The 26,544-nt window shown below is 62.2% G+C and carries 29 protein-coding genes and 1 pseudogene; 19 read left to right on the forward strand and 11 right to left on the reverse strand.

Features of this window, described 5'->3' with window-relative positions:
- Positions 1-18 precede the first annotated feature (18 nt).
- From FJ978_RS00315 to FJ978_RS00345, 7 genes are all read right to left on the reverse strand, one after another.
- Entirely contained in the window at positions 19-825 is an 807-nt protein-coding gene (locus FJ978_RS00315) for a DUF72 domain-containing protein (protein ID WP_140569332.1), read from the reverse strand.
- A 24-nt stretch (positions 826-849) separates the two neighbouring features.
- Entirely contained in the window at positions 850-1,323 is a 474-nt protein-coding gene (locus FJ978_RS00320; protein ID WP_140569333.1) for a GNAT family N-acetyltransferase, read from the reverse strand.
- Positions 1,324-1,325: 2 nt separating this feature from the next.
- On the reverse strand, positions 1,326-4,247 hold the full coding sequence (uvrA, locus tag FJ978_RS00325; protein ID WP_140569335.1) for an excinuclease ABC subunit UvrA: 2,922 nt from the start codon (positions 4,245-4,247) through the stop codon (positions 1,326-1,328).
- A gap of 689 nt (positions 4,248-4,936) precedes the next feature.
- The gene (locus tag FJ978_RS00330; RefSeq protein ID WP_140569336.1) at positions 4,937-5,230 is read right to left on the reverse strand and encodes a hypothetical protein; all 294 of its coding nucleotides are present in this window, start codon (positions 5,228-5,230) and stop codon (positions 4,937-4,939) included.
- 89 nt (positions 5,231-5,319) lie between these two features.
- The gene (locus tag FJ978_RS00335; protein ID WP_140569338.1) at positions 5,320-5,925 is read right to left on the reverse strand and encodes an ATP-dependent Clp protease proteolytic subunit; all 606 of its coding nucleotides are present in this window, start codon (positions 5,923-5,925) and stop codon (positions 5,320-5,322) included.
- A 23-nt stretch (positions 5,926-5,948) separates the two neighbouring features.
- A complete protein-coding gene (locus tag FJ978_RS00340) occupies positions 5,949-6,425 on the reverse strand; it encodes an SRPBCC domain-containing protein (protein WP_140569340.1) in 477 nt (158 codons plus the stop codon).
- A gap of 31 nt (positions 6,426-6,456) precedes the next feature.
- On the reverse strand, positions 6,457-6,771 hold the full coding sequence (locus FJ978_RS00345) for a metalloregulator ArsR/SmtB family transcription factor (RefSeq protein ID WP_013895290.1): 315 nt from the start codon (positions 6,769-6,771) through the stop codon (positions 6,457-6,459).
- A gap of 226 nt (positions 6,772-6,997) precedes the next feature.
- Between FJ978_RS00345 and FJ978_RS00350 the strand changes: the two genes are divergently transcribed.
- Entirely contained in the window at positions 6,998-7,519 is a 522-nt protein-coding gene (locus FJ978_RS00350) for a single-stranded DNA-binding protein (RefSeq protein WP_013895291.1), read from the forward strand.
- Between the two features lie 162 nt (positions 7,520-7,681).
- Positions 7,682-8,107 carry an OsmC family protein gene (locus FJ978_RS00355; RefSeq protein ID WP_140569341.1) on the forward strand — a complete coding sequence of 142 codons (426 nt, stop codon included), beginning with the start codon at positions 7,682-7,684 and terminating at the stop codon, positions 8,105-8,107.
- 59 nt (positions 8,108-8,166) lie between these two features.
- Here FJ978_RS00355 and FJ978_RS00360 read toward each other — a convergent pair whose 3' ends face one another.
- Together FJ978_RS00360 and FJ978_RS00365 are read right to left on the reverse strand one after the other, a co-directional pair.
- Positions 8,167-8,796: a MarC family protein gene (locus tag FJ978_RS00360; RefSeq protein ID WP_140569344.1), complete on the reverse strand. Its 630-nt coding sequence runs from the start codon at positions 8,794-8,796 to the stop codon at positions 8,167-8,169.
- A 116-nt stretch (positions 8,797-8,912) separates the two neighbouring features.
- A complete protein-coding gene (locus tag FJ978_RS00365) occupies positions 8,913-9,455 on the reverse strand; it encodes a hypothetical protein (RefSeq protein WP_140569346.1) in 543 nt (180 codons plus the stop codon).
- A gap of 86 nt (positions 9,456-9,541) precedes the next feature.
- On the opposite strand from FJ978_RS00365, the gene FJ978_RS00370 reads away from it, so the two are divergent.
- Positions 9,542-10,390 (forward strand): AraC family transcriptional regulator, encoded by an 849-nt coding sequence (locus FJ978_RS00370; protein ID WP_140569347.1) that lies wholly within the window; start codon positions 9,542-9,544, stop codon positions 10,388-10,390.
- 307 nt (positions 10,391-10,697) lie between these two features.
- A complete protein-coding gene (gene gyrA / locus FJ978_RS00375) occupies positions 10,698-13,499 on the forward strand; it encodes a DNA gyrase subunit A (protein WP_140569349.1) in 2,802 nt (933 codons plus the stop codon).
- A gap of 69 nt (positions 13,500-13,568) precedes the next feature.
- Here gyrA and FJ978_RS00380 read toward each other — a convergent pair whose 3' ends face one another.
- Positions 13,569-13,721, reverse strand: a complete 153-nt coding sequence (locus FJ978_RS00380) for a hypothetical protein (RefSeq protein WP_013895297.1) — start codon at positions 13,719-13,721, stop codon at positions 13,569-13,571.
- A 194-nt stretch (positions 13,722-13,915) separates the two neighbouring features.
- Between FJ978_RS00380 and coaD the strand changes: the two genes are divergently transcribed.
- The 7 genes from coaD to tgt all read left to right on the forward strand — a co-directional run bounded on the left by coaD (position 13,916) and on the right by tgt (position 18,506).
- Positions 13,916-14,416 carry a pantetheine-phosphate adenylyltransferase gene (gene coaD, locus FJ978_RS00385; RefSeq protein ID WP_013895298.1) on the forward strand — a complete coding sequence of 167 codons (501 nt, stop codon included), beginning with the start codon at positions 13,916-13,918 and terminating at the stop codon, positions 14,414-14,416.
- A gap of 110 nt (positions 14,417-14,526) precedes the next feature.
- Entirely contained in the window at positions 14,527-15,021 is a 495-nt protein-coding gene (locus FJ978_RS00390; RefSeq protein WP_224729927.1) for a peptidylprolyl isomerase, read from the forward strand.
- Between the two features lie 40 nt (positions 15,022-15,061).
- Positions 15,062-15,574, forward strand: a complete 513-nt coding sequence (locus tag FJ978_RS00395; protein ID WP_023777491.1) for a peptidylprolyl isomerase — start codon at positions 15,062-15,064, stop codon at positions 15,572-15,574.
- 12 nt (positions 15,575-15,586) lie between these two features.
- Positions 15,587-16,036: a DMT family transporter gene (locus FJ978_RS00400; RefSeq protein WP_023777490.1), complete on the forward strand. Its 450-nt coding sequence runs from the start codon at positions 15,587-15,589 to the stop codon at positions 16,034-16,036.
- Complete coding sequence (queA, locus tag FJ978_RS00405; protein ID WP_140569353.1) at positions 16,036-17,124, forward strand: tRNA preQ1(34) S-adenosylmethionine ribosyltransferase-isomerase QueA; 1,089 nt, start codon at positions 16,036-16,038, stop codon at positions 17,122-17,124. Before FJ978_RS00400 ends, queA begins: the two co-directional genes overlap by 1 nt.
- Entirely contained in the window at positions 17,114-17,383 is a 270-nt protein-coding gene (locus FJ978_RS00410) for a hypothetical protein (RefSeq protein WP_140569356.1), read from the forward strand. The genes queA and FJ978_RS00410 overlap by 11 nt, the downstream gene beginning before the upstream one ends.
- Positions 17,376-18,506: a tRNA guanosine(34) transglycosylase Tgt gene (tgt, locus tag FJ978_RS00415; protein ID WP_140569358.1), complete on the forward strand. Its 1,131-nt coding sequence runs from the start codon at positions 17,376-17,378 to the stop codon at positions 18,504-18,506. Before FJ978_RS00410 ends, tgt begins: the two co-directional genes overlap by 8 nt.
- A 6-nt stretch (positions 18,507-18,512) precedes the next feature.
- Here the strand turns inward: tgt and FJ978_RS00420 are convergent.
- Positions 18,513-18,944: pseudogene (locus FJ978_RS00420) on the reverse strand (DUF4864 domain-containing protein); the annotation flags it as partial.
- 245 nt (positions 18,945-19,189) lie between these two features.
- Between FJ978_RS00420 and FJ978_RS00425 the strand changes: the two are divergent.
- The 8 genes from FJ978_RS00425 (at position 19,190) to FJ978_RS00460 (ending at position 26,473) form a co-directional block, all read left to right on the forward strand.
- Positions 19,190-19,426, forward strand: coding sequence for an Lrp/AsnC family transcriptional regulator (locus FJ978_RS00425; protein ID WP_010909609.1), 237 nt, complete (start codon positions 19,190-19,192; stop codon positions 19,424-19,426).
- 171 nt (positions 19,427-19,597) lie between these two features.
- Complete coding sequence (locus FJ978_RS00430; protein ID WP_041164205.1) at positions 19,598-21,010, forward strand: circularly permuted type 2 ATP-grasp protein; 1,413 nt, start codon at positions 19,598-19,600, stop codon at positions 21,008-21,010.
- Between the two features lie 48 nt (positions 21,011-21,058).
- Positions 21,059-21,418, forward strand: a complete 360-nt coding sequence (locus tag FJ978_RS00435; protein ID WP_140569361.1) for a four helix bundle protein — start codon at positions 21,059-21,061, stop codon at positions 21,416-21,418.
- 69 nt (positions 21,419-21,487) lie between these two features.
- Positions 21,488-22,429, forward strand: a complete 942-nt coding sequence (locus FJ978_RS00440) for an alpha-E domain-containing protein (RefSeq protein ID WP_013895307.1) — start codon at positions 21,488-21,490, stop codon at positions 22,427-22,429.
- Between the two features lie 66 nt (positions 22,430-22,495).
- Positions 22,496-23,290: a transglutaminase family protein gene (locus tag FJ978_RS00445; protein WP_140569363.1), complete on the forward strand. Its 795-nt coding sequence runs from the start codon at positions 22,496-22,498 to the stop codon at positions 23,288-23,290.
- Between the two features lie 31 nt (positions 23,291-23,321).
- Positions 23,322-24,053 (forward strand): peptidase, encoded by a 732-nt coding sequence (locus FJ978_RS00450; protein WP_013895309.1) that lies wholly within the window; start codon positions 23,322-23,324, stop codon positions 24,051-24,053.
- Positions 24,054-24,163: 110 nt separating this feature from the next.
- A complete protein-coding gene (locus FJ978_RS00455) occupies positions 24,164-25,576 on the forward strand; it encodes an aspartate aminotransferase family protein (protein WP_013895310.1) in 1,413 nt (470 codons plus the stop codon).
- Positions 25,577-25,705: 129 nt separating this feature from the next.
- Complete coding sequence (locus tag FJ978_RS00460) at positions 25,706-26,473, forward strand: DeoR/GlpR family DNA-binding transcription regulator (protein ID WP_013895311.1); 768 nt, start codon at positions 25,706-25,708, stop codon at positions 26,471-26,473.
- Positions 26,474-26,544 lie beyond the last annotated feature (71 nt).

Genomic DNA, 26,544 nt, shown 5'->3' on the forward strand with positions numbered 1-26,544 from the left:
GATATCGACTGAAGCTCGTCAGCCGGCCACTCGCTTCATCAGCGCCATCGCCCCGAACGGCGCGCGCACCTTGCCCTCGGTGATGAAGTAGACGAACACGTCGCGCGGCTGGACCGGCGCATCGGTCTTGGGATCGGCACGCCGCAGGTCTTCCGGCTGCTTGCCCTGCGCCCAGGTCTTTGCCCGCGCCGCCCACTCGTCGAGGCCCTTTGCCGTGTAGCAATCGGGATTGTCATCCGAGCCGGTCTGCAGCCGCGCATAGACGAAATCCCCGGTGACGTCGGCGATATCAGGGTATTTGGCATGATCGGCATAGACGATCGCCGCCTTGTATTTGCGCGCCAGGGCCGCGAACTCCGGCACCACGAAACTGTCGTTGCGCACTTCGAGCGCGTGGCGCAGCGCAACGCCATCCTGCTTTTCCGGCAAGAGTTTCAGAAAGGCCTCGAAATCGTCCGGATCGAATTTCTTGGTCGGTGCGAACTGCCACAGGATCGGCCCGAGCTTCTCGCCGAGCGCGGCAACGCCGGAGCCGAGGAACCGCATCATCGATTCGCCGGCTTCGCCGAGCACGCGCCGGTTGGTGACGAAGCGGTTGCCCTTCAGCGAATAGACAAAACCGTCCGGCGCCTCGCCAGCCCATTTGACGAAGGTCGGCTCCTTGAAGCTGGAATAATAGGTGCCGTTGACCTCGATGCTCGGCACCTGGCGGCTGGCATATTGCAGCTGCTTGGCCTTCGGAAGCTTGTCCGGATAGAAGGACTTATCCCACGGCTCGAAGGTCCAGCCGCCCATGCCGGAGCGGATTGTTCCCGATTTGCTCATTTTCGTCCTCCCAGTTTTAGAAAATCAGGCCGTCGTCGTGGCCTCGGCGACCGGCTTTGCCATGTCGACGAGCACCCATCCTGGCCGGTACGGATTGGGCCGGCGACCCGTTTCGCGATAGCCGTAAGCGAGATAGAGCGCGATGTTCCGTCCCATTTTCGCATTGGTGTAGAGCCGTGTCTCCGGCAGGCCCCATAAGCGCGTCTGTCGATCCGCGTGATTGAGCAGCTTGATACCAAAACCCTTGCCCTGGAAGGCGGGCGACACCGCGACGGAGAAGATCATCGCGTGGTCCTCATGCCGCTCCAGTGTGAGCACTCCGGCCAGTTCGCCGCCACTCTCCAGCAGCCAGACCTCGCCGCGCCCGATGCGCGGCGCATAATCCTCCGTGACCGGGATCGGCGGTCCGCCGAACAGCGCGGTATAGGGCGCGTACGCCGCTTGCGTCAGCGAGACGATTGCGGCGAGATCCTCGGGGCGGGCCGCTCTGAGGTTCATGCTCACTCCGCCGCTTCGCGCTTGCCTCCGGGGCGCCGCTCAAGAAGTTCCTTGAGGAACTGGCCTGTATAGCTGCGCTTTTCGCGCACGATCGCTTCCGGCGTGCCTGACGCGACCAGTTCGCCGCCGCCGTCGCCGCCTTCGGGACCGAGGTCGAGCACCCAGTCGGCGGTCTTGATGACTTCGAGATTGTGCTCGATGACCACCACCGTGTTGCCCTGGTCGACCAGTTCGTGCAGCACTTCCAACAGTTTGGCGACATCGTGGAAGTGCAGGCCGGTGGTCGGCTCGTCAAGGATGTAGAGCGTCTTGCCGGTCGCCTTGCGCGACAATTCCTTGGCGAGTTTTATCCGCTGCGCCTCGCCGCCGGACAGTGTCGTCGCCTGCTGGCCGATATGGATATAGCCGAGGCCGACCTGCTTCAGCGTGTCGAGCTTGTCGCGGACGCCGGGCACGGCGGCGAAGAAATCGACGCCTTCCTCCACCGTCATGTCAAGTACGTCGGCGATCGACTTGCCCTTGAACAGCACGTCGAGCGTCTCGCGGTTGTAGCGCTTGCCGTGGCAGACGTCGCAGGTGACGTAGACGTCGGGCAGGAAGTGCATCTCGATCTTGATGACGCCGTCGCCCTGGCAGGCCTCGCAGCGGCCACCCTTGACGTTAAAGGAAAAACGCCCCGGCTGATAACCGCGCGCCTTGGCTTCCGGCAGGCCGGCGAACCAGTCGCGGATCGGCGTGAAGGCGCCGGTATAGGTGGCGGGGTTCGAACGCGGCGTACGGCCGATCGGCGACTGGTCGATGTCGATGACCTTGTCGAGGAATTCGAGGCCCTCGATGCGGTCATGCTCGGCCGGATGCTCACGCGAGCCCATGATGCGGCGCGAGGCCGCTTTGAACAGCGTCTCGATGAGGAAGGTCGACTTGCCGCCGCCCGACACGCCGGTGACGGCGGTGAAGGTGCCGAGCGGGATTTCGGCGGTGACGTTCTTCAGATTGTTGCCGCGCGCGCCGACGATTTTCAGGCGGCGATTTTTTTTCGCCTCACGCCGAACACCAGGGGTGGCGACTTCCAGCGCGCCCGACAGATATTGGCCGGTGATCGAATTGGGGTTGGCCATCACCTGCTGCGGCGTGCCCTGGGCGATGATCTCGCCGCCATGGATGCCGGCGGCCGGTCCCATGTCGACGACATAGTCGGCATGCAGGATGGCGTCCTCGTCATGCTCGACGACGATCACCGTGTTGCCGATATCGCGCAGGTGCTTCAGCGTGTCGAGCAGCCGCGTGTTGTCGCGCTGATGCAGGCCGATCGACGGCTCGTCCAGCACGTAGAGTACCCCGGTGAGGCCCGAGCCGATCTGCGAGGCCAGCCGGATGCGCTGGCTCTCGCCGCCCGACAGCGTGCCGGAATTGCGCGACAGCGTCAGGTAGTCGAGACCGACATCGTTGAGGAAGCGCAGCCGCTCGCGGATTTCCTTCAGCACCCGCACCGCGATCTCGTTCTGCTTGTCGTTGAGCTGCGCGGGCAGGTCGGTGAACCATTTGTCGGCATTGCGGATCGACTGCTCGGTGACCTCGCCGATGTGTTTGCCGCCGATCTTCACCGCCAGCGCTTCCGGCTTCAGCCGATAGCCCTTGCAGACCGGGCAAGGCGTCGCCGACATGAAGCGCTCGATCTCCTCGCGCATCCAGGCGGATTCGGTTTCCTTCCAGCGCCGTTCGAGATTGGGGATGACGCCTTCGAAGGTTTTAGTCGTCTTGTAAGAGCGCAACCCGTCATCGTACTGGAAGGTGATCTCGCGCTCGCCGGTGCCGCGCAGGATCGCGTCCTGGGCCTCCGTGGTCAGGTCCTTGAACTTGTCGCCGAGCTTGAAGTTGTAAGCCTTGCCAAGCGCTTCGAGCGTCTGCGAGTAGTAGGGCGAGGTCGATTTCGCCCACGGGCTGACGGCCCCGTCGCGCAGCGAGACGTTCTCGTCGGGCACGACGAGGTTGGGGTCGATGGCACGCTGGCTGCCGAGACCGTCGCAGGTCGGGCAGGCGCCGAACGGGTTGTTGAACGAGAACAGGCGCGGCTCGATCTCGGGAATGGTGAAACCGGACACCGGACAGGCGAATTTTTCCGAGAACAGGATGCGCTCATGCGTCTCGTTCTTCGACTTGTTGACCGAATCCTCGCCGGTCTGACTGGCGTCGAGCGGCTTGTCGGCGAACTCGGCCACCGCCAGCCCCTCGGCGAGCTTCAGCGCCGTCTCGATGGAGTCGGCAAGCCTCGTGGCAAGATCGCCGCGCACGACGATGCGATCGACGACGACGTCGATGTCATGCTTGTATTTCTTGTCCAGTGCTGGAACGTCGGCGATTTCATAGAAGACGCCGTCGACCTTGACGCGCTGAAAGCCCTTCTTCTGCAGTTCGAGCAGCTCCTTGCGGTATTCGCCCTTGCGGCCGCGCACGATGGGCGCCAGCAGGAACAGTCGCGTGCCTTCCTCGAGCGCCAGCACGCGGTCGACCATCTGGCTGACCGTCTGGCTCTCGATCGGCAGGCCGGTGGCCGGCGAATAGGGAACGCCGACACGCGCGAACAGCAGGCGCATGTAGTCGTAGATCTCGGTGACGGTGCCGACCGTCGAACGCGGGTTCTTCGATGTGGTCTTCTGCTCGATGGAGATGGCCGGCGACAGGCCGTCGATCTGGTCGACGTCAGGCTTCTGCATCATCTCGAGGAATTGGCGCGCATAGGCCGACAGGCTTTCGACATAGCGGCGCTGGCCTTCGGCATAGATGGTGTCGAAGGCAAGCGACGATTTGCCGGAGCCCGACAGGCCGGTCATGACGATCAGGCTGTCACGCGGCAGGTCGAGATCGACGTTCTTCAGATTGTGTTCGCGCGCCCCGCGAATGGAAAGGAATTTATGGTCGGCCATCGCCGGTCGCCGCCTCAGATCTGGAATTCATGGGATTGGCGGGCTTTTCCCGGCCATCCCCTATGTAGGTGTTTTTGCCGCCACGTCGAGAGACGCCACAACTCCCGACAGAAGTCGTTTAACCGTCTTTCGCGCGAACGGGCAAGCGGAAAGAACAAAGGCCGAACACGCTCCTGACAAAGTTGTGCAAAAACTGACCTGGACGTAACCTCCCGGCGATCACATTTTTCCGTAACCGGCTATAGGCGGTTGACGCAGCCGGCTCACGGGAGCAGTCTCAAGGCGTCAACGAAGCCGGCCGTCTTTCGATGGCCTCGCCGCCCCAAGGCGGCCTGCGAGACGCCGCAGGCATGTGCGATTTGCGCTTCGAGACGGATGTCGCAACGGACAAAGGAGCGGAGCATGACGCCACCTGATAGTCCCCAAGGGCTCCACATCTAGCTGGAGCCGCGGCAGGCGTAAGTGTGAGGGTCAGCTTCAACGCTGCCCCGACAAACCGTGGCCGGCCGTACCCCACAAAAATCAGAGACTACTAGTCGGATCGTCGGTTGAATGCCGCGAAGCATCCGAAATCAAACGCCGGCAGTACACTCCCGGCAAGATTGGATTTGAGATCCAGAAAAGCCCCGTCCGTTTGCCCTAGGGCACGGCGGGGCTGTTCTTTTGTGCGGGGGTGGCCGCGGTTATCCCTACCTTCGAGGTTTCATTCCGCCCGTGGCGACATCGACCGTGATGCTGCCGGAAATCCTGACATCGGTGTTGCCGATCTTGAACTGGCCGTTGCCGCTGCTGGGGAACGCATCGTCAGGCTCGGGCTGGGGGGCCGGCTTGGCAATGTGATAGCCACCGGTCACGCCGGGCAGGGCCTTCTGCGGCGGCGAGCCATCCTCTGCGAGGGCCGTGCCGGACACGAGGCCGGCAATGGCGAGCACGGCGGCGGCGATCACACGATGCGATGGTCTGGACGGATGCGTGTCGGTCATCCCCCGATTATAGGGAGGTGCCGCCATCGGAACCAGACCGGTCTCGTCAAATCTTCGGCAAGCCGAAGAAAATCCGATCTGCCTTCGCCTCACGCCGCCTTTTTGCGCGTGTCGAAGACGTGGTCGACAATGCCCCATGCCTGTGCCTCGCGGGCGGTCATGAAATGATCGCGGTCCAGCGTACGTTCGACCTCTTCGTAGCTGCGGCCGCAATGCTGCGCGTAAAGTTCGGCCATGTGGCGTTTGGTCTTCCCGATGCGCTCGGCATGGCGCTGGATATCGGACGCTTGGCCCTGGAAGCCGCCCAGCGGCTGATGCAGCAGGATGGTGGCGTTCGGCAGCGAGATACGACGCCCCGGCGTGCCTGCCATCAGCAGGAACGACCCCATTGACGCGGCAAACCCCATGCACACGGTCGATACCGGGCAACTGATGTATTGCATGGTGTCGTAGATCGCGAAGCCGCTGGTCACCACGCCGCCCGGCGAGTTGATGTAGAGCGAGATCTCCTTGTCGGGATTGTCTGATTCCAGTGACAAAAGCTGCGCACAGACCAGCGCCGAGATGTCGTCGTTGATCTCGCCATTGATGAAGATGATGCGCTCGCGCAGCAGGCGCGAGAAAATGTCGAAGGCGCGTTCGCCGCGGCTCGATTGCTCGATCACCATCGGCACCAGATTGGCAACACCGCTCATTTTTTCGTCTCCGATTTCTATGTTCACGCCGCGCGCAGCAGAAGGCGCGGCGTGTTCGCGGCGATGGGCTTCCCGGCCTCGTGCAACCCCAGCGAAAGCCGGCAGCCGGCACCAGCCATGGCGACGGCGGGCATGGCTTTGCGGGCAAAGCCGTCATGGACGATGCGCAGATGCGTGCCGCCGGAAACGGTGCGGGCAAGCGTGAAGGTGACGGTGCTGTCGAGCGGGTCCTGCCGTGTCGCATCGCCCGGCTGCTCCCGCCAGGAATAGCGCAACAGGCGTTCGGGCTCGGCGTCGAGGATTTCGCATTCGATCGGAGCCTCCGGTCCCGCGAAGGCAAAACGGCTGCCGGCCTGCGGCCTGATGTCGTTCGGCATCATCCAGGCGGCGAGCAATTCCGGCACCGTCAGCGCCCGCCACACCTTTTCGGGCGGCTCGGAAAGATCGTATTCGAACTCCAGCGCATCCTGGGCGACTTCGTTTTGGTTTTTGGCCTTCATCGATCCCAAATCCTTCACTGGTCCAAACCCTTCACTGATCCATATCCTTCAAAACCGTCTTCAACCTTTCGATACGCTCCGGCCAGAAGGTCCGGTAGCGCTCGATCCAGGAGAGCAGGGGGGCAAGCCCCTGCGGATCGGCGCGGTAGTAGGCATTGCGGCCGGCCCGCCGCTCGACCACGAGGCCGGCGCTGCGCAGCACCGCCAGATGCTGCGACACGGCCGGCTGTGACACCGTCAGGCCGCTGCGCAGTTCCGACACGCTCATCTCTGCCGTGGCGAGACGCTCGAAGACGGCGCGGCGCGTCGGGTCGGCCAGGGCGCGGAAAATCTCTGCTTCGATCATGGCGAAAGCATAAGTCGATACTTATTGATTTGGCAAGTGATGTTTTGAAACCCATATGCGGGGCTCGGGCATTGCTGCCATTCCTTGACAATCAGCGGCAGTGCATATAGGAACGAAAAGGGAACAAAAACCTTGTGGGAAAAGCCAGCCTTAGCAGGCGGCTGACATTCGCAGCCTGTAAGGTGCTGCGACAAAAATTTGTTTCGGATGAGCGCGGAGAAATATCATGGCGGGTAGCGTCAACAAGGTCATTCTGGTCGGCAATCTCGGTGCGGACCCTGAAATCCGCCGCCTGAACTCGGGCGAGCCGGTCGTCAACATCCGCATCGCCACATCGGAAAGCTGGCGCGACAAGAATTCGGGCGAGCGCAAGGAAAAGACCGAGTGGCACAACGTCGTCATCTTCAATGAGGGCATCGCCAAGGTCGCCGAGCAGTACCTGAAGAAGGGCATGAAGGTCTATGTCGAGGGCCAGCTGCAGACGCGCAAATGGCAGGACCAGACCGGCGCCGACAAATACACGACGGAAGTCGTGCTGCAGAAATTCCGTGGCGAGCTGCAGATGCTCGACGCGCGCGGCCAGGGCGAGGGTGGCCAGGTCGGCGGTTATTCCGGCGGCAACAGCCGTGGTTCCGATTTCGGCCAGTCCAGCCCGAACGAGAGCTTCAACCGTGGCGGCGGCAGCGCTCCCAGGGGCGGCGGTGGCGGCGGTTCGTCGCGCGAGCTGGACGACGAAATCCCGTTCTGATCAAGGCGGGCTCTGATCGAAACCGCGGACGCCAGTTTTGGCTCAGGCTCAATGTTGGCTCAAGCATTGTGCCCCGAGAGTCCCAATGGACTTTCGGGGTTTTGCATTGTCGAATTGAGCGCTGGCCGAGCGGTCAAGGAAACACGGTGAAGGACGAGTTCGATGAAAGGACGCGTGAAATGGGTGGAGGAACGCACATTCATCGGTGAGTCCGGCAGCGGTCATAAGGTCGTGCTGGGAACCGCGTCCGGCCCGGAAGGCAAGACGCCGGGGCCGAGCCCGATGGAACTGGTGCTGATCGGCACCGGCGGCTGTTCGGCCTATGATGTCGTCCATATCCTTGAAAAGGGCCGCGAGGCGGTCGAGGACTGCGTCGTCGAGCTCGATTCCGACCGGGCCGAGACCGACCCAAAGGTGTTCACGCGCATCCACATGCATTTCGTCGTCAAGGGCAGGGCGCTCTCGCCGGACAAGGTCAAGCGAGCGATCGACCTGTCGATCGAGAAATACTGCTCGGCCTCGGCAATGCTGGCCAAAACCGCCACGATCACGCATGATTTCGAAGTGATCGATACGACGGCGAGGTAGGCAGTAGGCAGTAGGCAGTAGGCAGTAGGCAGTAGGCAGTAGGCAGTAGGGATTACTGTTCAACTCGCCATCAGCGCCTTGATGCCGTCGGCGACGAACTGTACGGCCAATGCCGCCAGGATGACGCCTAGCAGGCGGGTCAGGATCGAACGCCCGGTCTGGCCGAGGATGCGGTCGATGCGCTCCGACAGCACGAACACCAGATAGGTGATGGCGAGGCAGACGAAGATGATGCCGACCAGCGCGGCTTGCGCCGCAAAGCCCTGAAACGAGCCGGAGAGCAGCACCGTCGCCGAAATGGCGCCGGGGCCGGCGATCAGCGGGATCGCCAGCGGGAAAGCGGCGATGTTGTGGATCATGTCCTTGGTGATGGCAACGTCGCCGATCTTCTCCTTGCGATCCTGCCGGCGCTCGAACACCATTTCAAAGGCGATGAAGAACAGCAGAAAACCGCCGGCGACACGGAAGGCTGGCAGCGTAATGCCGAACACCGACAGGATGGAGGCGCCGGCGACGGCGAACAGCGCCATCACCAGGAAGCCGATGATCGAGGCGCGGACCGAGACCTGCTGGCGCTCCTCGCGGTTCATGCCGCGTGTGACGGCGAGAAACAGCGGCGCCAGGCCGGGCGGGTCGATGGTCACCAGAATGGTGACGAAGGCGTTGAACAGGCTGTCGAAACTCGGCATCTCTGACCCTCCCGCCGGGCCGAGCCCGTGCCCTGCAATTGGTAGAGCAAAGCAGGGGCACTGAAAACAGGCTGTGGCGTGAAATGCCGGCAAGATAGAGGGGGCGTGAGGGACCGCTACCTTTCATTTCGAACTTTATTCGCGCGGCGGGCCAGGAATTCGACCTCGAGCCGCCATGTCGCGCCATCGTCGTGCGAACGCTCGCCAAGCCAGCGGAAGCTGTCCTCGGTGATGCGCGAAAAACTCCAGCGCACCGAGGAGCCAGTGCCATCGGCGCCGACCTGCACGATCGTGTCGCCCTCGGCACGGCCGAGCTGGCGGCTGAAATACTGGTTGCGCGGATCGCTCCAGAAGATGTGCCAGGCGTCCGCGGCGGGATCATAGACCCGCAGCGTCGTGCCATAGAACGTCCATTTGCCGAGCGAAGGCTGCGAACCGGTATTCCGTGCGGGCAGGATCCAGACGTCCTGGATGGCGCGGCCTTCCAGCACCCAGCCGAAATGCACCTCGCCGCGCCCGGTCAGCACCGTGCCGTCCTCGAGGTGGCGCGAGGCGTCGAATGTCCAGGCACCGACGAAGCGGCCGTAGAGATTGAGTTTTTCGGCTAACTCGCCGATCGGTCCGGGGCTGTGCAAAGCTTCGGCAAAGGGATCGAACATGGCCGTGGTCTCTTTTTGTCAGGAGACCGTGAGGACTAGCCGGTGACGGGGTTCTGGGCTTGGGAAAAATTGCTATATTTCGGCCCATGAGGGCCACAACGCATACGCTCGCATTTGGACCTGGCTGGCATGTGGCGGATGTGATCTGCACGGCCGGCGCCGGCGATCGGCCGTTCGAGGAGGCGCATCGGGATTTTTGTGTCGCGGCGGTGACCAGCGGCACGTTCCGCTACCGCGCGCAGCAAGGCACCGCGATGCTGGCACCCGGCGCCCTCCTGCTCGGCAATCCCGGCACGTGCTACGAATGCGGGCACGAGCATGGCAGCGGCGACCGTTGCCTCTCGTTCCATTTCAGGCCGGACTACATGGAACGGATCGTCGCCGATGTGCCAGGCGCCAAGAAATCTGCCTTCGACGCGCCGCGACTGCCGCCTTTGCCGGCCTTGGCGCCATTGTTGGCAGAGGTGGAAGCCGCCCGCGAAATGGCCGACAAGGACGCCTTCGAGGAACTTTCCCTACGCATTGCCGCTGCCGCAGTCGCCACGGTTTCCAGCGCCACGCCTGCCAGGCGCGCCCCGAGCCGCCGCGACCAGAAACGGGTGGCCGAAGCCGTGCGGCGGATCGAGCTGGATGCCGACCGGCCGGTTTCGCTTTCGGTGTTGGCCGATGAAGCGGCGACCAGTCCCTATCATTTCCTGCGCACCTTCCGGCAGGTCGCCGGCATGACGCCCTATCAGTTCCTGCTCAAGATCCGGCTGCACCGCGCGGCGGTGCGGCTGCGCATGTCGAACGATACGATCTCGGCGATCGCCTTCGAGGCCGGCTTCAATGATTTGTCGACCTTCAATCGCCGGTTTCGACGTGTCATGGGCGAAACGCCCGGCGACTATCGCGCCCGCCGATCAAGCGCCCCGGCTCGCGAGCGTCTTGGTTAGGGCTCAGTCAGAAGTCGGCACACGGCCAAGCCGCGATCAGATGCCGTCGAGATCGCGGCTCAGCGCTCGCAAGGCAGCCACGGGCTCCAAATTCAGGGCGCCCGCGGCTTTCGTTTGGCGAAGTTGGTCCATTGCCGGCTTTTGCCCAGGTGGCGGCGAAAAGCGTTGTGGCCATATCGTCGCAATCAGCGGTATCCTTTTGAAATAACCACTAAAAATGACACTGGAAAAGTGCCGGGAATATTGGAGTTTCGGCCGTGCTTCCTATATAAGCGTCAAGTGATTCCTGATTAGATTGTGATCCGATTTGACCGACCAAAAAACACCGCGCGGCGCCGACGGCGGCCCCACCGGCATTGAGCCGATCTCCATCATCGAGGAGATGCAGAGCTCCTATCTGTCTTACGCCATGAGCGTGATCGTCAGCCGTGCGCTGCCCGATGTGCGTGATGGCCTCAAGCCGGTGCATCGCCGCATTCTCTATGCGGCGCATGAGAGCGGCTACCACTGGAACCGCAAATATGTGAAGTCGGCGCGCCCGGTCGCCGACGTGATGGGTAAATACCATCCGCATGGCGATGCCTCGATCTATGACGCCTTGGTGCGCATGGCGCAGGATTGGTCGCTGCGCGTGCCGCTGATCGACGGGCAGGGCAATTTCGGCTCGATCGACGGCGATCCGCCGGCGGCGATGCGCTACACCGAATCGCGCCTGACCAAGGTCGCGCATGAATTGCTGGAGGATATCGACAAGGACACCGTCGACTTCCAGGACACATATGACGCCTCCGACACCGAGCCGAAGGTGCTGCCGGCACGCTTCCCCAACCTTCTGGTCAACGGCTCCGGCGGCATTGCCGTCGGCATGGCCACCAACATTCCGCCGCACAATCTGAGCGAAGTCTGCAACGGCGCGATCGCCATCATCGACAATCCGGCGATCGACCTGCCGGCGCTGATGGAGATCATTCCGGGGCCGGATTTTCCGACCGGCGGCATCGTGCTTGGCCGTTCCGGCATCTACAGCGCCTATGCGACCGGCCGCGGTTCCATCGTCATGCGCGGCAAGGTCAACATCGAACAGCGCGGCAATGACCGTGAATCGATCATCATCACCGAGGTTCCCTACCAGGTGAACAAGGCCTCGATGATCGAGAAGATGGCCGAACTGGTGCGCGACAAGCGCATCGAGGGCATTTCCGACATCCGTGACGAAAGCGACCGCCAGGGCTACCGCGTCGTCATCGAACTGAAGCGCGACGCCGTTGCCGACGTCATCCTCAACCAGCTTTACCGCTTCACGCCGCTGCAGACCTCGTTCGGCGCCAATATGGTGGCGCTGAACGGCGGCAAGCCGGAAGTGATGAACCTGACCGATATGCTGAGGGCGTTCGTCTCCTTCCGCGAAGAGGTGATCACGAGGCGCACGAAATTCCTGCTGCGCAAGGCGCGCGACCGCGCCCATGTGCTGGTGGGTCTGGCCATCGCCGTCGCCAACATCGACGAAGTGATCAAGCTGATCCGCACCGCGCCGGATCCGCAGACGGCGCGTGAGCAGTTGATGGAGCGGCGCTGGCCGTCGGGCGATGTCGAGTCGCTGATCCTTCTGATCGACGATCCGCGCCATCGCATCAACGAGGACGGCACTTACAATCTGTCCGAGGAACAGGCGCGCGCCATCCTCGAACTGCGCCTGCAGCGCCTGACGGCACTTGGCCGCGACGAAATCGCCGACGAGTTGAACACGATCGGCGCCGAAATCATTGATTATCTGGACATTTTGTCGTCCCGCGCGCGGGTCCAGCAGATCGTGAAGGACGAACTTGCCGCCGTGCGCGACGAGTTCGGCACGCCACGCCGCACCGAACTCACCGACGGCGGCGCGGACATGGAAGACGAGGACCTGATCCAGCGCGAGGACATGGTCGTGACGGTGAGCCATTCCGGCTACATCAAGCGCGTGCCGCTTTCGCTCTACCGGGCGCAGCGCCGTGGCGGCAAGGGCCGCTCCGGCATGTCGACCAAGGAAGAGGATTTCGTGACCCGGCTGTTCGTGGCCAACACCCACACGCCGGTGCTGTTCTTCTCCTCGCGCGGCATCGTCTACAAGGAAAAGGTCTGGCGGCTGCCGATCGGCAACCCGCAGTCACGCGGCAAGGCGCTGATCAACATGCTGCCGCTGGAGCAGGGCGAGCGCATCACCACCATCATGCCGCTGCCGGAGGACGAGACGAGCTGGGGCGAGCTCGACGTGATGTTCGCCACGACACGCGGCACCGTGCGCCGCAACAAGCTGTCCGACTTCGTCCAGGTCAACCGCAACGGCAAGATTGCGATGAAGCTGGAGGAAGAGGGCGACGAGATCCTCGGTGTCGAGACCTGCACCGACAATGACGATGTGCTTCTGACGGCGAATTCGGGTCAGTGCATCCGCTTCTCCGTCGGGGACGTGCGTGTCTTCCAGAGCCGCAATTCCGTCGGCGTGCGCGGCATCACCATGGCTGCGGCCGACCGCATCATCTCCATGTCGGTGATCGAGCATGTCGATGCTTCTCCGGCGGAGCGAGCCGCTTACCTCAAGCGGGCGGCGTCGGAGCGGCGGCTTGCCGCCGAGACGGCGGGAGAGGAAGAAGAGATCGCGCTCACCAATGAGGAGATCGGCGAGGAGACGGAGCTTTCCGACAGCCGTTACGAAGAGCTCAAGGCGCATGAGCAGTACGTGCTGACGGTGACCGAATATGGCTACGGCAAGCGCTCGTCGTCCTATGATTTCCGCCTGACCGGCCGCGGCGGCAAGGGCATCCGCGCCACCGACGTGTCGAAGACCGCCGAGATCGGCCAGCTGGTGGCGACCTTCCCGGTCGGCAATGACGACCAGATCATGCTGGTGTCGGACGGCGGCACCGTCATCCGGGTACCGGTCAACGGCATCCGTTTCGCCAGCCGCGCCACCAAGGGCGTGACCATCTTCAACACGGCTGAGGGTGAAAAGGTGGTTTCGGTCGAGCGGATATCCGAACCGCAATCGGACGAGGAAATCGAAGAAGCCGTCGAGGGCGGTTCTGAGGCCAGCCCTACACCAGACGCTGGCACCGGTACCGCGGAATAACTGCCGCGGCAGGTTCTGGACATAGCAACGCCGGCCCATTGGCCGGCGCGGCAGCAAGTCTGGACTAACTTAGTAGTGACGATAGGGCTTGCGGGGGCCGAAGCCTTCGAAGCGCTTGGTGGTGGCCCTGACGCGGACCCGTTGCGCCTCCTGATGCAGCCCGAATACTGTGGCGATCAGCATGGCGACGGTCATTGCGGTGGCGAGCATGTAGATCAGCATTTGCGTGTTCTCCTGCGCCTTACAACGGATAGATGGGATTTTGGTTTCATCTTATTAAGGTGCAACCTAGTGAACGCTGCGTGAAGGCTTCGTGATCAGCGTGTTCATCTGTCGTTCATGCGGCGGAAAAGGTTCACGGCTTCGGTGCCGATCGGATTTGCCTTTGCGGCGGAGGCTCGCTAGAAGCACCAGCCATGACTGAACGAATTGCCCTCTATGCCGGCTCTTTCGACCCGCTGACCAACGGCCATCTCGATGTGCTGAAAGCATCGCTGGCCGTGGCCGACATCGTCTATGCCGCGATCGGCATTCATCCGGGCAAGAAACCGCTGTTCTCCTTCGAGGAGCGGGTGCAACTCATCGAAGCCGCCACCAAGGCCGAATTCGGCCGGGACGGGGGCCGCATCAAGGTGGTCGCCTTTGACGGGCTGGTCATCGACGCGGCCAGGAGAGAGGGCGCCTCGATCATGATCCGGGGCCTGCGCGACGGCACCGATCTCGATTACGAGATGCAGATGGCCGGCATGAACGAGACCATGGCGCCGGAACTGCAGACGGTTTTTCTGCCCGCCAGCCCTTCGGTACGCACCATTACGGCCACACTTGTGCGCCAGATAGCCTCGATGGGAGGCGACATCCGCCCCTTCGTGCCAGCGGCCGTCGCCGGTGCGCTCACCGCCAAATTCGCAAAATAGGTTTCTCGGAGAAGACCATGCAGCTGAAAAAGCTCGCCTCGTTCCTCGTCGTGCTTGCCGGTCTCGTGACCGCATCGATCTCGGCCCATGCCGCCGATCCCGAAAACACCATGATCATCACCCTGAAGGGCGGCGACGTGACCATCGCGCTGCGGCCCGACCTGGCGCCCAAGCATGTCGCGCAGATCAAGAAGCTTGTGCGTGATCATGCTTACGACAACGTCGCCTTCCACCGTGTCATCGACGGCTTCATGGCGCAGACCGGCGACGTGAAGTTCGGCAATATGGAGAAGGGTTTCAACCCCCAGGCCGTCGGCACCGGCGGTTCCGACCTGCCCGACCTGCCGGCCGAGTTCTCGCAGACCGAGCACTACAAGCGCGGCGTGGTGGGCATGGCCCGCTCGCAGGACCCGAACTCCGCAAACTCGCAATTCTTCATCATGTTCGCGCCGGCGCCGCCGCTCGACGGGCAGTACACCATCGTCGGCAATGTGGTCAGCGGCATGGACCTGGTGGACAAGATCAAGAAGGGCGACGAGGCGGACAACGGTACGGTCTCCGATCCCGATCGGATGATCAAAGTGCGCATCGCCGCAGACAAGTAAAATTGTCAAATAAATCTGTTTTATCAAAAGGATAACTGACATGGCCGAGATCAAGGACCGCGAGAACGCGCTCATCATGGAAACGACCAAGGGCAAGGTCGTAATCGAACTTCTCCCCGATTTGGCACCTGGCCATGTCGCCCGCATCAAGGAACTGGCTCGGGAAGGCGCCTATGACGGCGTGGTCTTCCACCGCGTCATCGAAGGCTTCATGGCGCAGACCGGGGACGTCAAGTTCGGCAATTCGAACAAGCCGACCTTTGCTCCTTCCCGCGCCGGCATGGGCGGCTCCGACAAGCCGGACCTCAAGGCCGAATTCTCCAATGCCAACCACGGCCGCGGCACCTGTTCGATGGCGCGTTCGCAGAACCCGAATTCGGCCAACTCGCAGTTCTTCATCTGCTTCGACGATGCCGCCTTCCTCAACCGCCAGTACACGGTCTGGGGCCAGGTCATCGAGGGCATGGACAATGTCGACAAGATCAAGCGCGGCGAGCCGGTGCAGGATCCCGACAAGATCGTGTCGCTGAAGGTCGCGGCCGACGTCAAGTAAGGTAATACGACAATGATGGGCGTCGTCTGGTCGCTTCTCGGCATCCTGTCCGGCGCCTTCATTGCCATTCAGGCGCCGATCAATTCGCAGCTGGCGCGCGGCCTGGGGCTCCCGGTCGCGGCGGCTGCGTTCTCGTTCCTGTCGGGCGCGGTGGTGCTCGGCATCATCGCCGTCATCGTGGTCAAGCTGCAAGGCATCTCACTCGACTGGAAGGCGCCGGCGCCCTGGCTGTTCGTCGCCGGCGGCATGCTCGGCGGCTTCTACGTCACGTTGTCGACGATCCTCACGCCCCGCATCGGTGCCGCCGCACTGATGGCGTTCCTGGTTGCAGGGCAACTGCTGGCCGGCATGCTCATCGACCGCATAGGCTTCCTCGGTGTCGCGGTGCGTGAAATCTCGCTCGGCCGCGTTGCCGGCGCGGTGCTGCTCTTGGCCGGAGCGCTGCTCGTCCGGCTCTACTGATGCGTGTCGATCTCTTTGATTTCGACCTGCCTGAGGAGCGCATCGCGCTTCGACCGGCGGAGCCGCGCGACAGCGCCGGGATGCTGGTGGTCAGACCGGGCGAGGCGCTCGACGATCGCAGGGTTGGCGACCTGCCGTCCCTGCTCAGGGCCGGCGACGTGCTGGTGTTCAACGACACCAAGGTCATCCCTGCGCAGCTCAAAGGCATAAGGCGGCGCGGCGAGGCGCAGGCACAGGTCGAGGCCACGCTGCACATGCGCATGGCGCCGGACCGCTGGCTCGCCTTCATGCGGCCAGGCAAGCGCGTTGCCGTCGGCGACCGCATCCATTTCGGCCATGACGGCAATTCCTGTTTCCTCGGCCAGCTCGACGCGACGGTGATCGAGAAGGGCGAGGGCGGCGAGGCGCTGCTCGGCTTCGACCTGTCGGGGCCGTTCCTGGACGAGGCGCTGCATGCCGTCGGCCATATTCCGCTGCCGCCCTATATTGCCTCGAAGCGCGATGACGACGAGCGCGACCGGGCCGACTACCAGACCATCTATGCGCGGGAGGAAGGTGCCGTTGCGGCGCCCACCGCTGGCCTGCATTTCACCCCGGAGCTGTTTGCCGCGCTCGACGCCAAGGGCGTCGAACGCCGGTTCGTCACGCTTCATGTCGGCGCCGGCACGTTCCTGCCGGTGAAGGCGGACGATACCGCCGACCACAAGATGCATGCCGAGATCGGTTCGGTCAGCGCGGCGACCGCCGAAGCGCTCAACGCGGCGAAGGCGAGGGGCGGGCGCATCATCGCCGTCGGCACGACGTCGCTGCGCTTGCTGGAAAGTGCCGCGCATGACGACGGCACATTGGCTGCATGGTCCGGGCCGACCGACATCTTCATCACGCCCGGCTATCGTTTCCGCACCGCCGACATGCTGATGACCAATTTCCATCTGCCGCGCTCGACCCTGTTCATGCTGGTGTCGGCCTTCAGTGGCCTGGAGACGATGCGTGCCGCCTATGCGCATGCCATCGCCGAGCGCTACAGGTTCTATTCGTATGGAGACGCAAGCCTGCTTTATCGAGCGGAGACGAGCGATGGACGATGATCTGCAAGCCCTCGATCGCGAAAACCTGATCGCGGAGGTGAAAAAATTGCGCGCCGGCATTCGCGCACACCGCGATGCTTCCGGGCACGATCTGTGCTGGCATCATCCCGACCTCTGGGATCTGCTGCCGGAGAAGACCGAGCCATCCATCGCGGTGCCGCCTTGGCCCAAATTCATGCGCGGCTGCATCCAATATCGCCAGTCGCTCGACAGCCAAGCGCCGGACGCGCCGGTTCATGACAAGGAATTCAATGGCTAAGCCGTTCTCTTTCAAGGTTCTGGCGACCGACGGCGCGGCGCGGCGTGGCCTGATCGACATGCCGCGCGGCGAAATCCGCACGCCGGCCTTCATGCCGGTCGGCACCGGCGGCACGGTCAAGGCCATGTACATGGACCAGGTGCGCGGCGTCGGCGCCGACATCATCCTTGGCAACACCTATCATCTGATGCTGCGACCCGGAGCCGAGCGCGTGGCGCGGCTTGGCGGCTTGCACGAGTTTGCCCGCTGGCCGCAGCCGATCCTGACCGACAGCGGCGGTTTTCAGGTGATGTCGCTGTCGAAGCTGCGGAAGCTGACCGAGAAGGGCGTCACTTTCCGCTCCCATATCGACGGCGCCGCTTACGAAATGTCGCCGGAGCGCTCGATCGAGATCCAGGGTCTGCTCGATTCCGACATCCAGATGCAGCTCGACGAATGCACGGCGCTGCCGGCCGAGATCAAGGAGATCGAGCGCGCCATGGAGCTGTCGCTGCGTTGGGCCGAGCGCTGCAAGACGGCGTTCGGCGACCAGCCGGGCAAGGCGATGTTCGGCATCGTGCAAGGCGGCGACAACGCGGCACTGAGGGTGCGCTCGGCGCAGGCGCTGAGCGCGATGAATTTGAAAGGCTACGCGGTCGGCGGCCTTGCTGTCGGCGAACCGCAAGCGGTGATGCTGGAGATGCTCGACATCACCTGTCCGGAACTGCCTGACGACAAGCCGCGCTATCTCATGGGCGTCGGTACGCCCGACGATATCCTGAAATCGGTGGCGCGCGGCATCGACATGTTCGATTGCGTGATGCCGACGCGGGCCGGCCGCCACGGCCTTGCCTACACCAGGCGCGGCAAGGTCAATCTGCGCAACGCACGCCACGCCGACGATCCGCGCCCGCTCGACGAGGAAAGCGACTGCCCGGCGGCGCGGGATTATTCACGCGCCTATCTGCACCATCTGGTGCGCTCGCAGGAGGCGCTCGGGGCCATGCTGCTGACCTGGAATAATCTTTCGTATTATCAAAAGCTTATGCAGGATATCCGAGCCGCGATCGAGGCCGGCGCGTTCGATGCGCGTGGAGCTGAGATCACCGAGGGCTGGGCGAGGGGCGACATCCCCGTCCTGTAAAAACCTCGTGCTCAACGAATTCGACGCCCGCAAGCTGCAGCCGGTGATCTGGAACGTGCCGTCGGGCTGCTGCTGCAGCGTATAGACCGCCTCGTAGTTCTTGCCATCGGGCCCGACGATCAGCACCTGCTGGACGATCGAACCCGGGCCAGTCTGCTCGACCTTGCCGAAGGCATAGGATTGTGGCCTGCGCACCGGCGGGTAGCCGTTGGTCACCATGTCCATGAAGGCGTCGACGGTCGGGAAGACCTGCTTCACGTTTGGCGCGGCGAAGCTGTAGGCCCTGGCGCCGTCATTGGCGATGAGGGCTTTCAACTGACCGTCGATGACAGCCTGGCCGGCCTTGATCTCGGCATCGCCGGCAAAGGCTCCTGGTATGAAGATGGGCGACATGAAGATGAATGGAACGACTGCGAATGCGAAAAAAGCGCGGCGCATGGCCTGTCTCCGTTGTCCCTCGAAAAGGGCTTCCCTCAAAATCGCTGTCCGAAGACGCATTATAATATACGCTTTGCGGGATATCGCGGTTTCAGCGATTGCGAATAATCGCAAAGGTGATAACCGAGCCACGGGAAGCCGCGGCCAAGGCTCGGGCCGGCTAAGGATGGATTCCAACGCTTGAAAGCCCGCCTTCAGTCTGCCAGAAGGGCCGCTTGGACTTGGACGTTTAGCGGGACGAAGCCATGAAGGCGTTTTTCGTGCAGATCAAATGCGAGCTGGGCAAATCCTATGAGGTTGCCAGCGCGCTGGCCGATGCCGAGATCGCCTCGGAGATCTACTCCACCGCCGGCAACTACGATCTGCTCGCCAAGTTCTATGTCGACGATGAGGAAGACGTCGGCCATTTCGTCAACGAGAAGGTGCAGATTCTCCCCGGCATCAAGGACACATTCACCGTCGTCACCTTCCGCGCATTCTAGCCGCCAAACGCTGTTGCCCGGGCAGGAGGCAAAGGCTGATCAAGGTCATATTTAGGCTGCCTCAATTTTAGGCAGGCGCAAGATACTGATCGCCCGCTTCCTCCAAATCACCGATTGCGCTTGATTTTCTCCGGCGAGGCCAGTGAAATGGTGTCACAGGGGAGTACGCGATTGGCAGCGTTCGATGAAATGCTTCCGGAAGTCTCCGGATTGAGAAGACCGTATTCGGCTTATGATCGCTGGCTGAAGGAGCAGGATCCAGCCAGACTTACCGAGAAGATGCAGGACGCCGAACGCGTCTTCCGCAAGACCGGCATAACCTTCGCCGTCTATGGCGAGCAGGAAGCCTCCGAACGGCTGATCCCTTTCGACATCGTTCCACGCATCATTTCAGGCAATGAGTGGCGGCGCCTGACGCAAGGCATCGAGCAGCGCGTGCAGGCGCTGAACGCCTTCCTCGACGATATCTACCATCGCCAGGAAATCCTGCGCGCCGGCCGCGTTCCCAGGGAATTGATCGCCAAGAACGAGGCGTTTTTGCCGGAAATGATCGGCGTGCGGCCACCGGCCGGCGTCTACACCCACATTATCGGCGTCGACATCGTCCGCATCAGCGAGGACGAATTCTACGTGCTGGAGGACAATGCGCGCACACCCTCCGGCGTCTCCTACATGCTGGAGAACCGCGAAACGATGATGCAGCTGTTTCCCGAGCTGTTCCAGAAGATCAAGGTGCGGCCGGTGGAGAACTATCCGCAGCTTCTGCGCCAGTCCCTGGCTGCGGTTCGCCCGCAAGGCACCAAGGGTGCGCCGACCATCGCGGTGCTGACGCCCGGCAGTTTCAATTCCGCCTATTTCGAACACGCTTTTCTCGCCGACCAGATGGGCGTGCAACTGGTCGAGGGGCAGGATCTGCGCGTGGTCGACGGCCATGTCGCGATGCGCACGACCGAGGGCTACAAGCAGATCGACGTGCTCTACCGCCGTGTCGACGATTCCTTCCTCGACCCGCTGACCTTCCGGCCGGATTCGGCACTTGGCGTGCCAGGCATCATGGATGTCTATCGCGCCGGCAACATCACCATCGCCAATGCGCCGGGCACCGGCATCGCCGACGACAAGGCGATCTATTCCTACATGCCCGAGATCGTCGAATTCTACACCGGCCGCAAGGCGATCCTCGGCAACATCCCGACCTGGCGCTGTTCGGAAGCGGACAGCCTGAAATACGTGCTCGAGCACATCCACGAACTGGTGATCAAGGAAGTGCATGGCTCGGGCGGCTACGGCATGCTGGTGGGGCCGGCGGCGACGAAAAAGGAATGCCAGGATTTCGCCAAGAAGCTGGCGGCAAAACCTTCCAACTACATCGCGCAACCCACTCTGGCGCTGTCGACCTGTCCGATCCTGACCGACAAGGGCCTGGCGCCGCGCCATGTCGATCTCCGGCCTTACGTGTTGGTATCCGACCGCATCCAGATCGTGCCCGGCGGGCTGACCCGCGTCGCGCTCAAGGAAGGCTCGCTGGTGGTGAACTCGTCGCAGGGTGGCGGAACGAAGGACACCTGGGTGCTGGATGATTGAGAGAGCGAGTAGCGAATAGCGAATAGCGAATAGGGGGATACGACGGCGATCAATTCCTACAGGGATCTGATTATTTGGAAGGCGGCCCTAGGGTTGGCAGTGAATTGCTACTCGGCCACGAAAGGCTTTCCGAGTAGCGAAGTATACGGAATGACCTCTCAGATACGACGCTCTGCAGCTTCCATTGCAGCAAATATCGCTGAAGGTCATGGTCGAGAAAGTACAGGGGCCTTCATTCAGTTTCTTCGCGTAGCGCAGGGCTCCCTAAAAGAGTTGGAGACACATATCATCCTGTGTGGAGAGGTGGGATTGATGGTCGAAGCGGGTGTCGCGAACTTGCTTGGCCAAGCTGACGAGATTGGGAAAATGCTGCGTTCGATGATCAGGAGCCTGCAACAGAAGTCATGAAAAGTTTTTCCGCTATTCGCTATTCGCTATTCGCTACTCGCTATTCGCTCGACATCGGAGCAAGCTGACATGCTTTTGGGCCGCACCGCCAACGGGCTCTACTGGATGAACCGCTATATCGAGCGGGCTGAAAACATGGCGCGGCTGGTCGATGCCGGGTTGCGGATGGCGCTGACCCGCACCCAGAGCGCTTCGGAAGAGTGGAATTCGGTGCTGCTCAGCGCCGGCTCGGATGTCACCTTCACGCAGAAATACCAGGACTACACGGCTGCCAACGTCTCCGATTTCCTGCTGCGCGACACGTCGAACCCTTCGAGCACGATGTCGTCGATCGAGACGGCCCGCAACAATGCGCGCATGGTGCGCACCGCGCTGACGCGCGAGACATGGGAAAGCATCAACGAAGCCTGGATGGCGCTGAAGCGGATGCTGGCAAGGCCGATCGACGAACGCGACCTGCCGACCGTCCTCGACGCGATCAAGCGCGAGACGGCGCTGATCCGCGGCTCGTTCTACGGCACCATGCTGCGCAACGAGATTTTCGATTTTTCGCAGCTCGGCACCTATGTCGAGCGCGCCGACAACACGGCGCGCATCCTCGACGTGAAATATTACGTGCTGTTGCCGTCGATTTCCTGGGTCGGCTCGACACTCGACAACTACCAGTGGGAATCGATCCTGCGCTCGGTGTCGGCGCATCGCTCCTACCGCTGGGTCTACGACGCCGACTACAAGCCGACCAACATCGCCGATTACCTGATCCTCAATGTGCGCATGCCGCGTTCGCTGACCTTCTGCTATCGCTTTCTGTCGGAGCATCTGAAATTTCTTGGCGACGACTATGGCGAGCGGCATGCCTGCCACGCCACGGCGGACAAAACACAGGCGATGCTGAGGGCCGGATCGATCAAGGATATATTCGACACCGGCCTGCACGAGTTCCTGGCGGGGTTCATTCGCGACAACACCAGGCTCGGCGACGAGATCGCGCAGGATTACCGGTTTTATTGAGCATGATCCCGCAAAGTGGAAACCGGTTTGCGGACAAGATCTTGCTTACAAACGGAAAATGACCCCATGCGGCTCAAGATCACCCACCGGACGGAATACCGCTACGATGCGCCGGTGCAATACCTGCTCCAGAGGCTAAGGCTGCTTCCGGTCAGCGGGCCGACGCAGACGGTGCTGTCCTGGGCGCTGAAGATCGAAGGCGCGCGCGAGGAAGTGCGATTTACCGATCACTACGGCAACGATACCAGGCTGCTGAGCGTCGAGGGTGACCGCGACTTCATCACGGTCGAGGCGTCCGGCGAGGTGGTGACGCGCGATACATCAGGCGTATGCGGACCGCACCAGGGCTTTGCGCCGCTCTGGCTGTTCGCGCAGGAGACGCCTTTGACCACGATCGGCCACGGCATCCGCGATCTTGCCGAGACGGTCGGCAAGGGTACCGACATCGAAAGACTGCATCGGCTGATGGCCATCATCTGCGAACGCGTCGCCTATACGCCGGGCACCACCAACGCGACGACGTCGGCGGAAGAAGCCCTGGCGCTTAAGACCGGGGTCTGCCAGGACCATGGCCATATCTTCGCCGCCGCCGCGCGTGCGATGGGATTTCCGGCCCGCTATGTCAGCGGCTATCTGATGATGGACGCCGCTGTCGAGCAGGCGGCAAGCCACGCCTGGGCCGAAGCCCATGTCCCGGGCCTCGGCTGGGTTGCCTTCGACCCCGCCAACGGTATCTCTCCCGACGAACGCTATGTGAAGGTGGCCACCGGTCGCGACTACCGCGACGCCTCACCGGTGTCGGGAATTCGGCTGGGACAGGCGGAAGAACTGCTTGCGGTCACCGTCACGGTAGAGCAGTAATCCCGCAAGGATTGGTGCCAGAAGAGATTCCATGACCTATTGCGTCGGCCTGAAGATCGATCGCGGGCTCGTGTTCATGTCGGACACGCGCACCAATGCGGGTATGGATTCGATCTCGACCTTTAAGAAGATGCATGTCTGGGAAGAGCCCGGCGAGCGCGTCATCGTCTTGATGTCGGCCGGCAATCTGGCGACGACGCAGGCCGTGGTCAGCCTGCTGGACGAGCGCACCAAGGCCGTGGCGGACCGCCATGCAACGCTGCTCGAAACGCCGTCCATGTATCAGACGGTGCGGCTGGTCGGAGACACCGTCAAGGAAGTGATCGCGCACTCTTCGCCCGCGGGCGAGAAGGCTGATTCCTATTTCAACGCCTCCTTCATCCTGGGCGGACAGATCAAGGGCAGCCCGCCCAGGCTGTTCATGATCTATCCCGAGGGCAATTTCATCGAGTCCACCGACGACACGCCGTTCTTCCAGATCGGCGAGACCAAATACGGCAAGCCGATCATCATCCGCGCCTATGAGCGGACGATGAGCCTCGCCGAGACGGTGAAGCTGCTGCTGGTTTCCTTCGATTCGACGCTGAAGTCGAACCTGTCGGTCGGGCTGCCGCTCGACCTGCTTTTCCTGGAGAATGATGCCTTCAAGGTCGGCTTGAGGAAGCGGATCGGCCAGGACGACCAGTATTATCGCACGATCTCCGATGGCTGGTCGAATGCGTTGAAGACGGCCTTTGCCAGCCTGCCGGATTTTCCGGGGTAGGGCGCGTGCAGCAGGCGTCAGCCGTTGCATATGCTTCACATGTTAATTAGTAATGGATTTTGAAGGCCGGGCGAAGAGTGCCGGCATTGCGATCGTGTCGGGAGGACAAGATGAATAACAATGATTTCCGGCGATGGTCGCAACGCGCCGCCGACTGGGGCGCCGACTATCGCGACACATTGCGCGAGCGGCCGGTGCGGCCGCTGGTCGAGCCGGGCGACATCTTCAGGAGCATAGAAGCCTCGCCGCCCGAAGACGCCGAACCGATGGACAGGATCTTCGCCGATTTCGAGGAGAAGATCGTGCCGGGGATGACGCATTGGCAGCATCCGCGTTTCTTCGCCTATTTCCCGGCCAACGCCGCGCCGGTCTCGGTGGTGGCGGAGTACCTGGTGTCGGCGATGGCCGCGCAATGCATGCTCTGGCAGACCTCGCCGGCGGCGACCGAACTCGAGACGCGCACCGTCGACTGGATGCGCCAGGCGCTCGGCCTGCCGCAGGGCTTTTCCGGCGCGATCCAGGATTCGGCCTCGTCGGCGACACTGAACGCGGTGCTGACCATGCGCGAGCGGGCGCTGGACTGGCAAGGCAACAAAAAGGGGCTGGCCGGGCAGGAGCGGTTGCGCATCTATTCCTCCGACCAGGTGCACACCTCCATCGACCGGGCGATCTGGGTGTCGGGTATCGGCGAGGACAATCTGGTGCGCATTCCGGTCGCCGGCCGTTTTCGTGCCATGGATACTTCGGCTCTCGAAGCGGCGATCATCGCGGACCGGCAAGCCGGCATGCTGCCGGCGGGGATCATCGCTTGCGTTGGCGGCACCAGCACCGGCGGTACCGATGACATTGCCGCGGTCGCCGAGGTGGCGCGGCGGCATGGGCTTTATCTTCATGTCGACGCGGCATGGGCGGGGTCGGCGATGATCTGTCCTGAGTACCGGCATTTCTGGACCGGCGTCGAAGGCGCCGATTCGATCGTCTTCAATCCGCACAAATGGCTGGGCGCGCAATTCGACTGCTCCATCCAGTTCCTGCGCGATCCCGAAAGCCATGTCAGGACGCTGGCCATCAAGCCGGACTATCTGAAGACCCATGGTCACGACGGCATCATCAACTACTCCGAATGGTCGGTGCCGCTCGGGCGGCGCTTCCGCGCCCTGAAATTGTGGTTCCTGCTGCGGGCTCACGGGCTGGAAAACCTGCGCACGATGATCCGCAACCATGTCGCCTGGAGCGAAGGCCTCGCCGCGCGGCTGGCCAAAGAGGCCGATTTCGAGATCGTCAGCCAACCGATGCTCTCGCTGTTTTCGTTCCGGCACGAGGCGGCCCCGGACGCCAATTCTGACGAACACAATCTGCGGCTGGTCAATGCGATCAACGATGACGGCCGCATCTACCTGACACAGACGAGGGTCGATGGACGGGTGGCGATCCGCTTCCAGGTTGGTCAGTTCGAGGCGACGGCTGGCGACGTCGATGCGGCTTTCGCGGTCATCACCGAAGTCGCGCGCGCCATGTCCTAATCAAGGCTGTTCCGGATTGCGCAGGAGTTTGTCTTTGCAATCATGTGATTTTCGTTAGCCGGCTTGTGCCTTTTCATCGGTTTCGTTTTCAACTATGCTCAAGAAAAACGAAAACGGGAGCTTGCCCAAATGTATCTATCGCCGCGCCATGCCGAAATCGTCCAGATGGCCAAGGATAATGGGCGCGTGCTGGTCGACGACCTGGCAACGCATTTCAACGTGACGCCGCAAACCATCCGCAAGGACCTCAACGACCTCTGCGACCAGCGGCTGCTTTCGCGCATCCATGGCGGCGCGTTGTTTCCCTCGGGCATAGAGAACATGGAGTATGAGGCGCGGCGCAAGATTGCCGCCGAAGAGAAGGAGGCGATCGGACGCGCGGCGGCCAAGCTGATCCCCGACAACGCTTCGCTGTTCATCAACATAGGCACCACGACGGAGTCGGTCAGCAAGGCTTTGCTCGACCACAACGGTCTCATGGTGATTACTAATAACATCAATGTTGCCAATAGGATGCGTATATATCCTTCGATCGAGGTGGTGATCGCCGGCGGGGTGGTGCGCGGCTCCGATGGCGGTGTCGTGGGTGAAGCGGCGGTCGATTTCATCAGGCAATTCAAGGTCGACTATGCCGTGATCGGCGCCTCGGCGATCGACCATGACGGCGCCTTGCTCGATTTCGATTTTCGCGAGGTGAAGGTGGCGCAAGCGATTATCGCCAACGCAAGACATGTCATCCTGGTTTCCGACCAGACCAAATTCGAACGCACCGCGCCTGTGCGCATCGGCCATCTGTCGCAGGTCAACACCTTCATCACCGATCGCTGCGACATTCCTTCGGTGCGCAAGATCTGCCAGGAGGCAGAGGTTCAACTGATCGAGACATCGCTCGGCTAAGAGGTTTCACGGCCGTCTCACAGGCTCGCGATATTTCGTTTGACATTCGTTATCAGTTCGAAATAATTCCA

It is taken from the genome of Mesorhizobium sp. B1-1-7, assembly GCF_006442705.1.
Taxonomy (GTDB): Bacteria; Pseudomonadota; Alphaproteobacteria; order Rhizobiales; family Rhizobiaceae; genus Mesorhizobium; species Mesorhizobium opportunistum.

What these genes read in the sequence shown, in the direction of transcription:
- tgt (WP_140569358.1), top strand. Translation starts at nt 17,376, where the DNA reads ATGGCTAAGCCGTTCTCTTTCAAGGTTCTGGCGACCGACGGCGCGGCG.
- FJ978_RS00395 (WP_023777491.1), top strand. Translation starts at nt 15,062, where the DNA reads ATGGCCGAGATCAAGGACCGCGAGAACGCGCTCATCATGGAAACGACC.
- FJ978_RS00335 (WP_140569338.1), bottom strand. Translation starts at nt 5,925, where the DNA reads ATGAGCGGTGTTGCCAATCTGGTGCCGATGGTGATCGAGCAATCGAGC.
- FJ978_RS00320 (WP_140569333.1), bottom strand. Translation starts at nt 1,323, where the DNA reads ATGAACCTCAGAGCGGCCCGCCCCGAGGATCTCGCCGCAATCGTCTCG.
- FJ978_RS00315 (WP_140569332.1), bottom strand. Translation starts at nt 825, where the DNA reads ATGAGCAAATCGGGAACAATCCGCTCCGGCATGGGCGGCTGGACCTTC.
- coaD (WP_013895298.1), top strand. Translation starts at nt 13,916, where the DNA reads ATGACTGAACGAATTGCCCTCTATGCCGGCTCTTTCGACCCGCTGACC.
- FJ978_RS00390 (WP_224729927.1), top strand. Translation starts at nt 14,527, where the DNA reads ATGATCATCACCCTGAAGGGCGGCGACGTGACCATCGCGCTGCGGCCC.
- FJ978_RS00365 (WP_140569346.1), bottom strand. Translation starts at nt 9,455, where the DNA reads ATGTTCGATCCCTTTGCCGAAGCTTTGCACAGCCCCGGACCGATCGGC.
- uvrA (WP_140569335.1), bottom strand. Translation starts at nt 4,247, where the DNA reads ATGGCCGACCATAAATTCCTTTCCATTCGCGGGGCGCGCGAACACAAT.
- FJ978_RS00445 (WP_140569363.1), top strand. Translation starts at nt 22,496, where the DNA reads ATGCGGCTCAAGATCACCCACCGGACGGAATACCGCTACGATGCGCCG.
- FJ978_RS00410 (WP_140569356.1), top strand. Translation starts at nt 17,114, where the DNA reads ATGGACGATGATCTGCAAGCCCTCGATCGCGAAAACCTGATCGCGGAG.
- FJ978_RS00350 (WP_013895291.1), top strand. Translation starts at nt 6,998, where the DNA reads ATGGCGGGTAGCGTCAACAAGGTCATTCTGGTCGGCAATCTCGGTGCG.
- FJ978_RS00400 (WP_023777490.1), top strand. Translation starts at nt 15,587, where the DNA reads ATGATGGGCGTCGTCTGGTCGCTTCTCGGCATCCTGTCCGGCGCCTTC.
- FJ978_RS00425 (WP_010909609.1), top strand. Translation starts at nt 19,190, where the DNA reads ATGAAGGCGTTTTTCGTGCAGATCAAATGCGAGCTGGGCAAATCCTAT.
- queA (WP_140569353.1), top strand. Translation starts at nt 16,036, where the DNA reads ATGCGTGTCGATCTCTTTGATTTCGACCTGCCTGAGGAGCGCATCGCG.
- FJ978_RS00380 (WP_013895297.1), bottom strand. Translation starts at nt 13,721, where the DNA reads ATGCTGATCTACATGCTCGCCACCGCAATGACCGTCGCCATGCTGATC.
- FJ978_RS00450 (WP_013895309.1), top strand. Translation starts at nt 23,322, where the DNA reads ATGACCTATTGCGTCGGCCTGAAGATCGATCGCGGGCTCGTGTTCATG.
- FJ978_RS00360 (WP_140569344.1), bottom strand. Translation starts at nt 8,796, where the DNA reads ATGCCGAGTTTCGACAGCCTGTTCAACGCCTTCGTCACCATTCTGGTG.
- FJ978_RS00345 (WP_013895290.1), bottom strand. Translation starts at nt 6,771, where the DNA reads ATGATCGAAGCAGAGATTTTCCGCGCCCTGGCCGACCCGACGCGCCGC.
- FJ978_RS00340 (WP_140569340.1), bottom strand. Translation starts at nt 6,425, where the DNA reads ATGAAGGCCAAAAACCAAAACGAAGTCGCCCAGGATGCGCTGGAGTTC.
- FJ978_RS00330 (WP_140569336.1), bottom strand. Translation starts at nt 5,230, where the DNA reads ATGACCGACACGCATCCGTCCAGACCATCGCATCGTGTGATCGCCGCC.
- FJ978_RS00370 (WP_140569347.1), top strand. Translation starts at nt 9,542, where the DNA reads ATGAGGGCCACAACGCATACGCTCGCATTTGGACCTGGCTGGCATGTG.
- FJ978_RS00440 (WP_013895307.1), top strand. Translation starts at nt 21,488, where the DNA reads ATGCTTTTGGGCCGCACCGCCAACGGGCTCTACTGGATGAACCGCTAT.
- FJ978_RS00455 (WP_013895310.1), top strand. Translation starts at nt 24,164, where the DNA reads ATGAATAACAATGATTTCCGGCGATGGTCGCAACGCGCCGCCGACTGG.
- FJ978_RS00460 (WP_013895311.1), top strand. Translation starts at nt 25,706, where the DNA reads ATGTATCTATCGCCGCGCCATGCCGAAATCGTCCAGATGGCCAAGGAT.
- FJ978_RS00355 (WP_140569341.1), top strand. Translation starts at nt 7,682, where the DNA reads ATGAAAGGACGCGTGAAATGGGTGGAGGAACGCACATTCATCGGTGAG.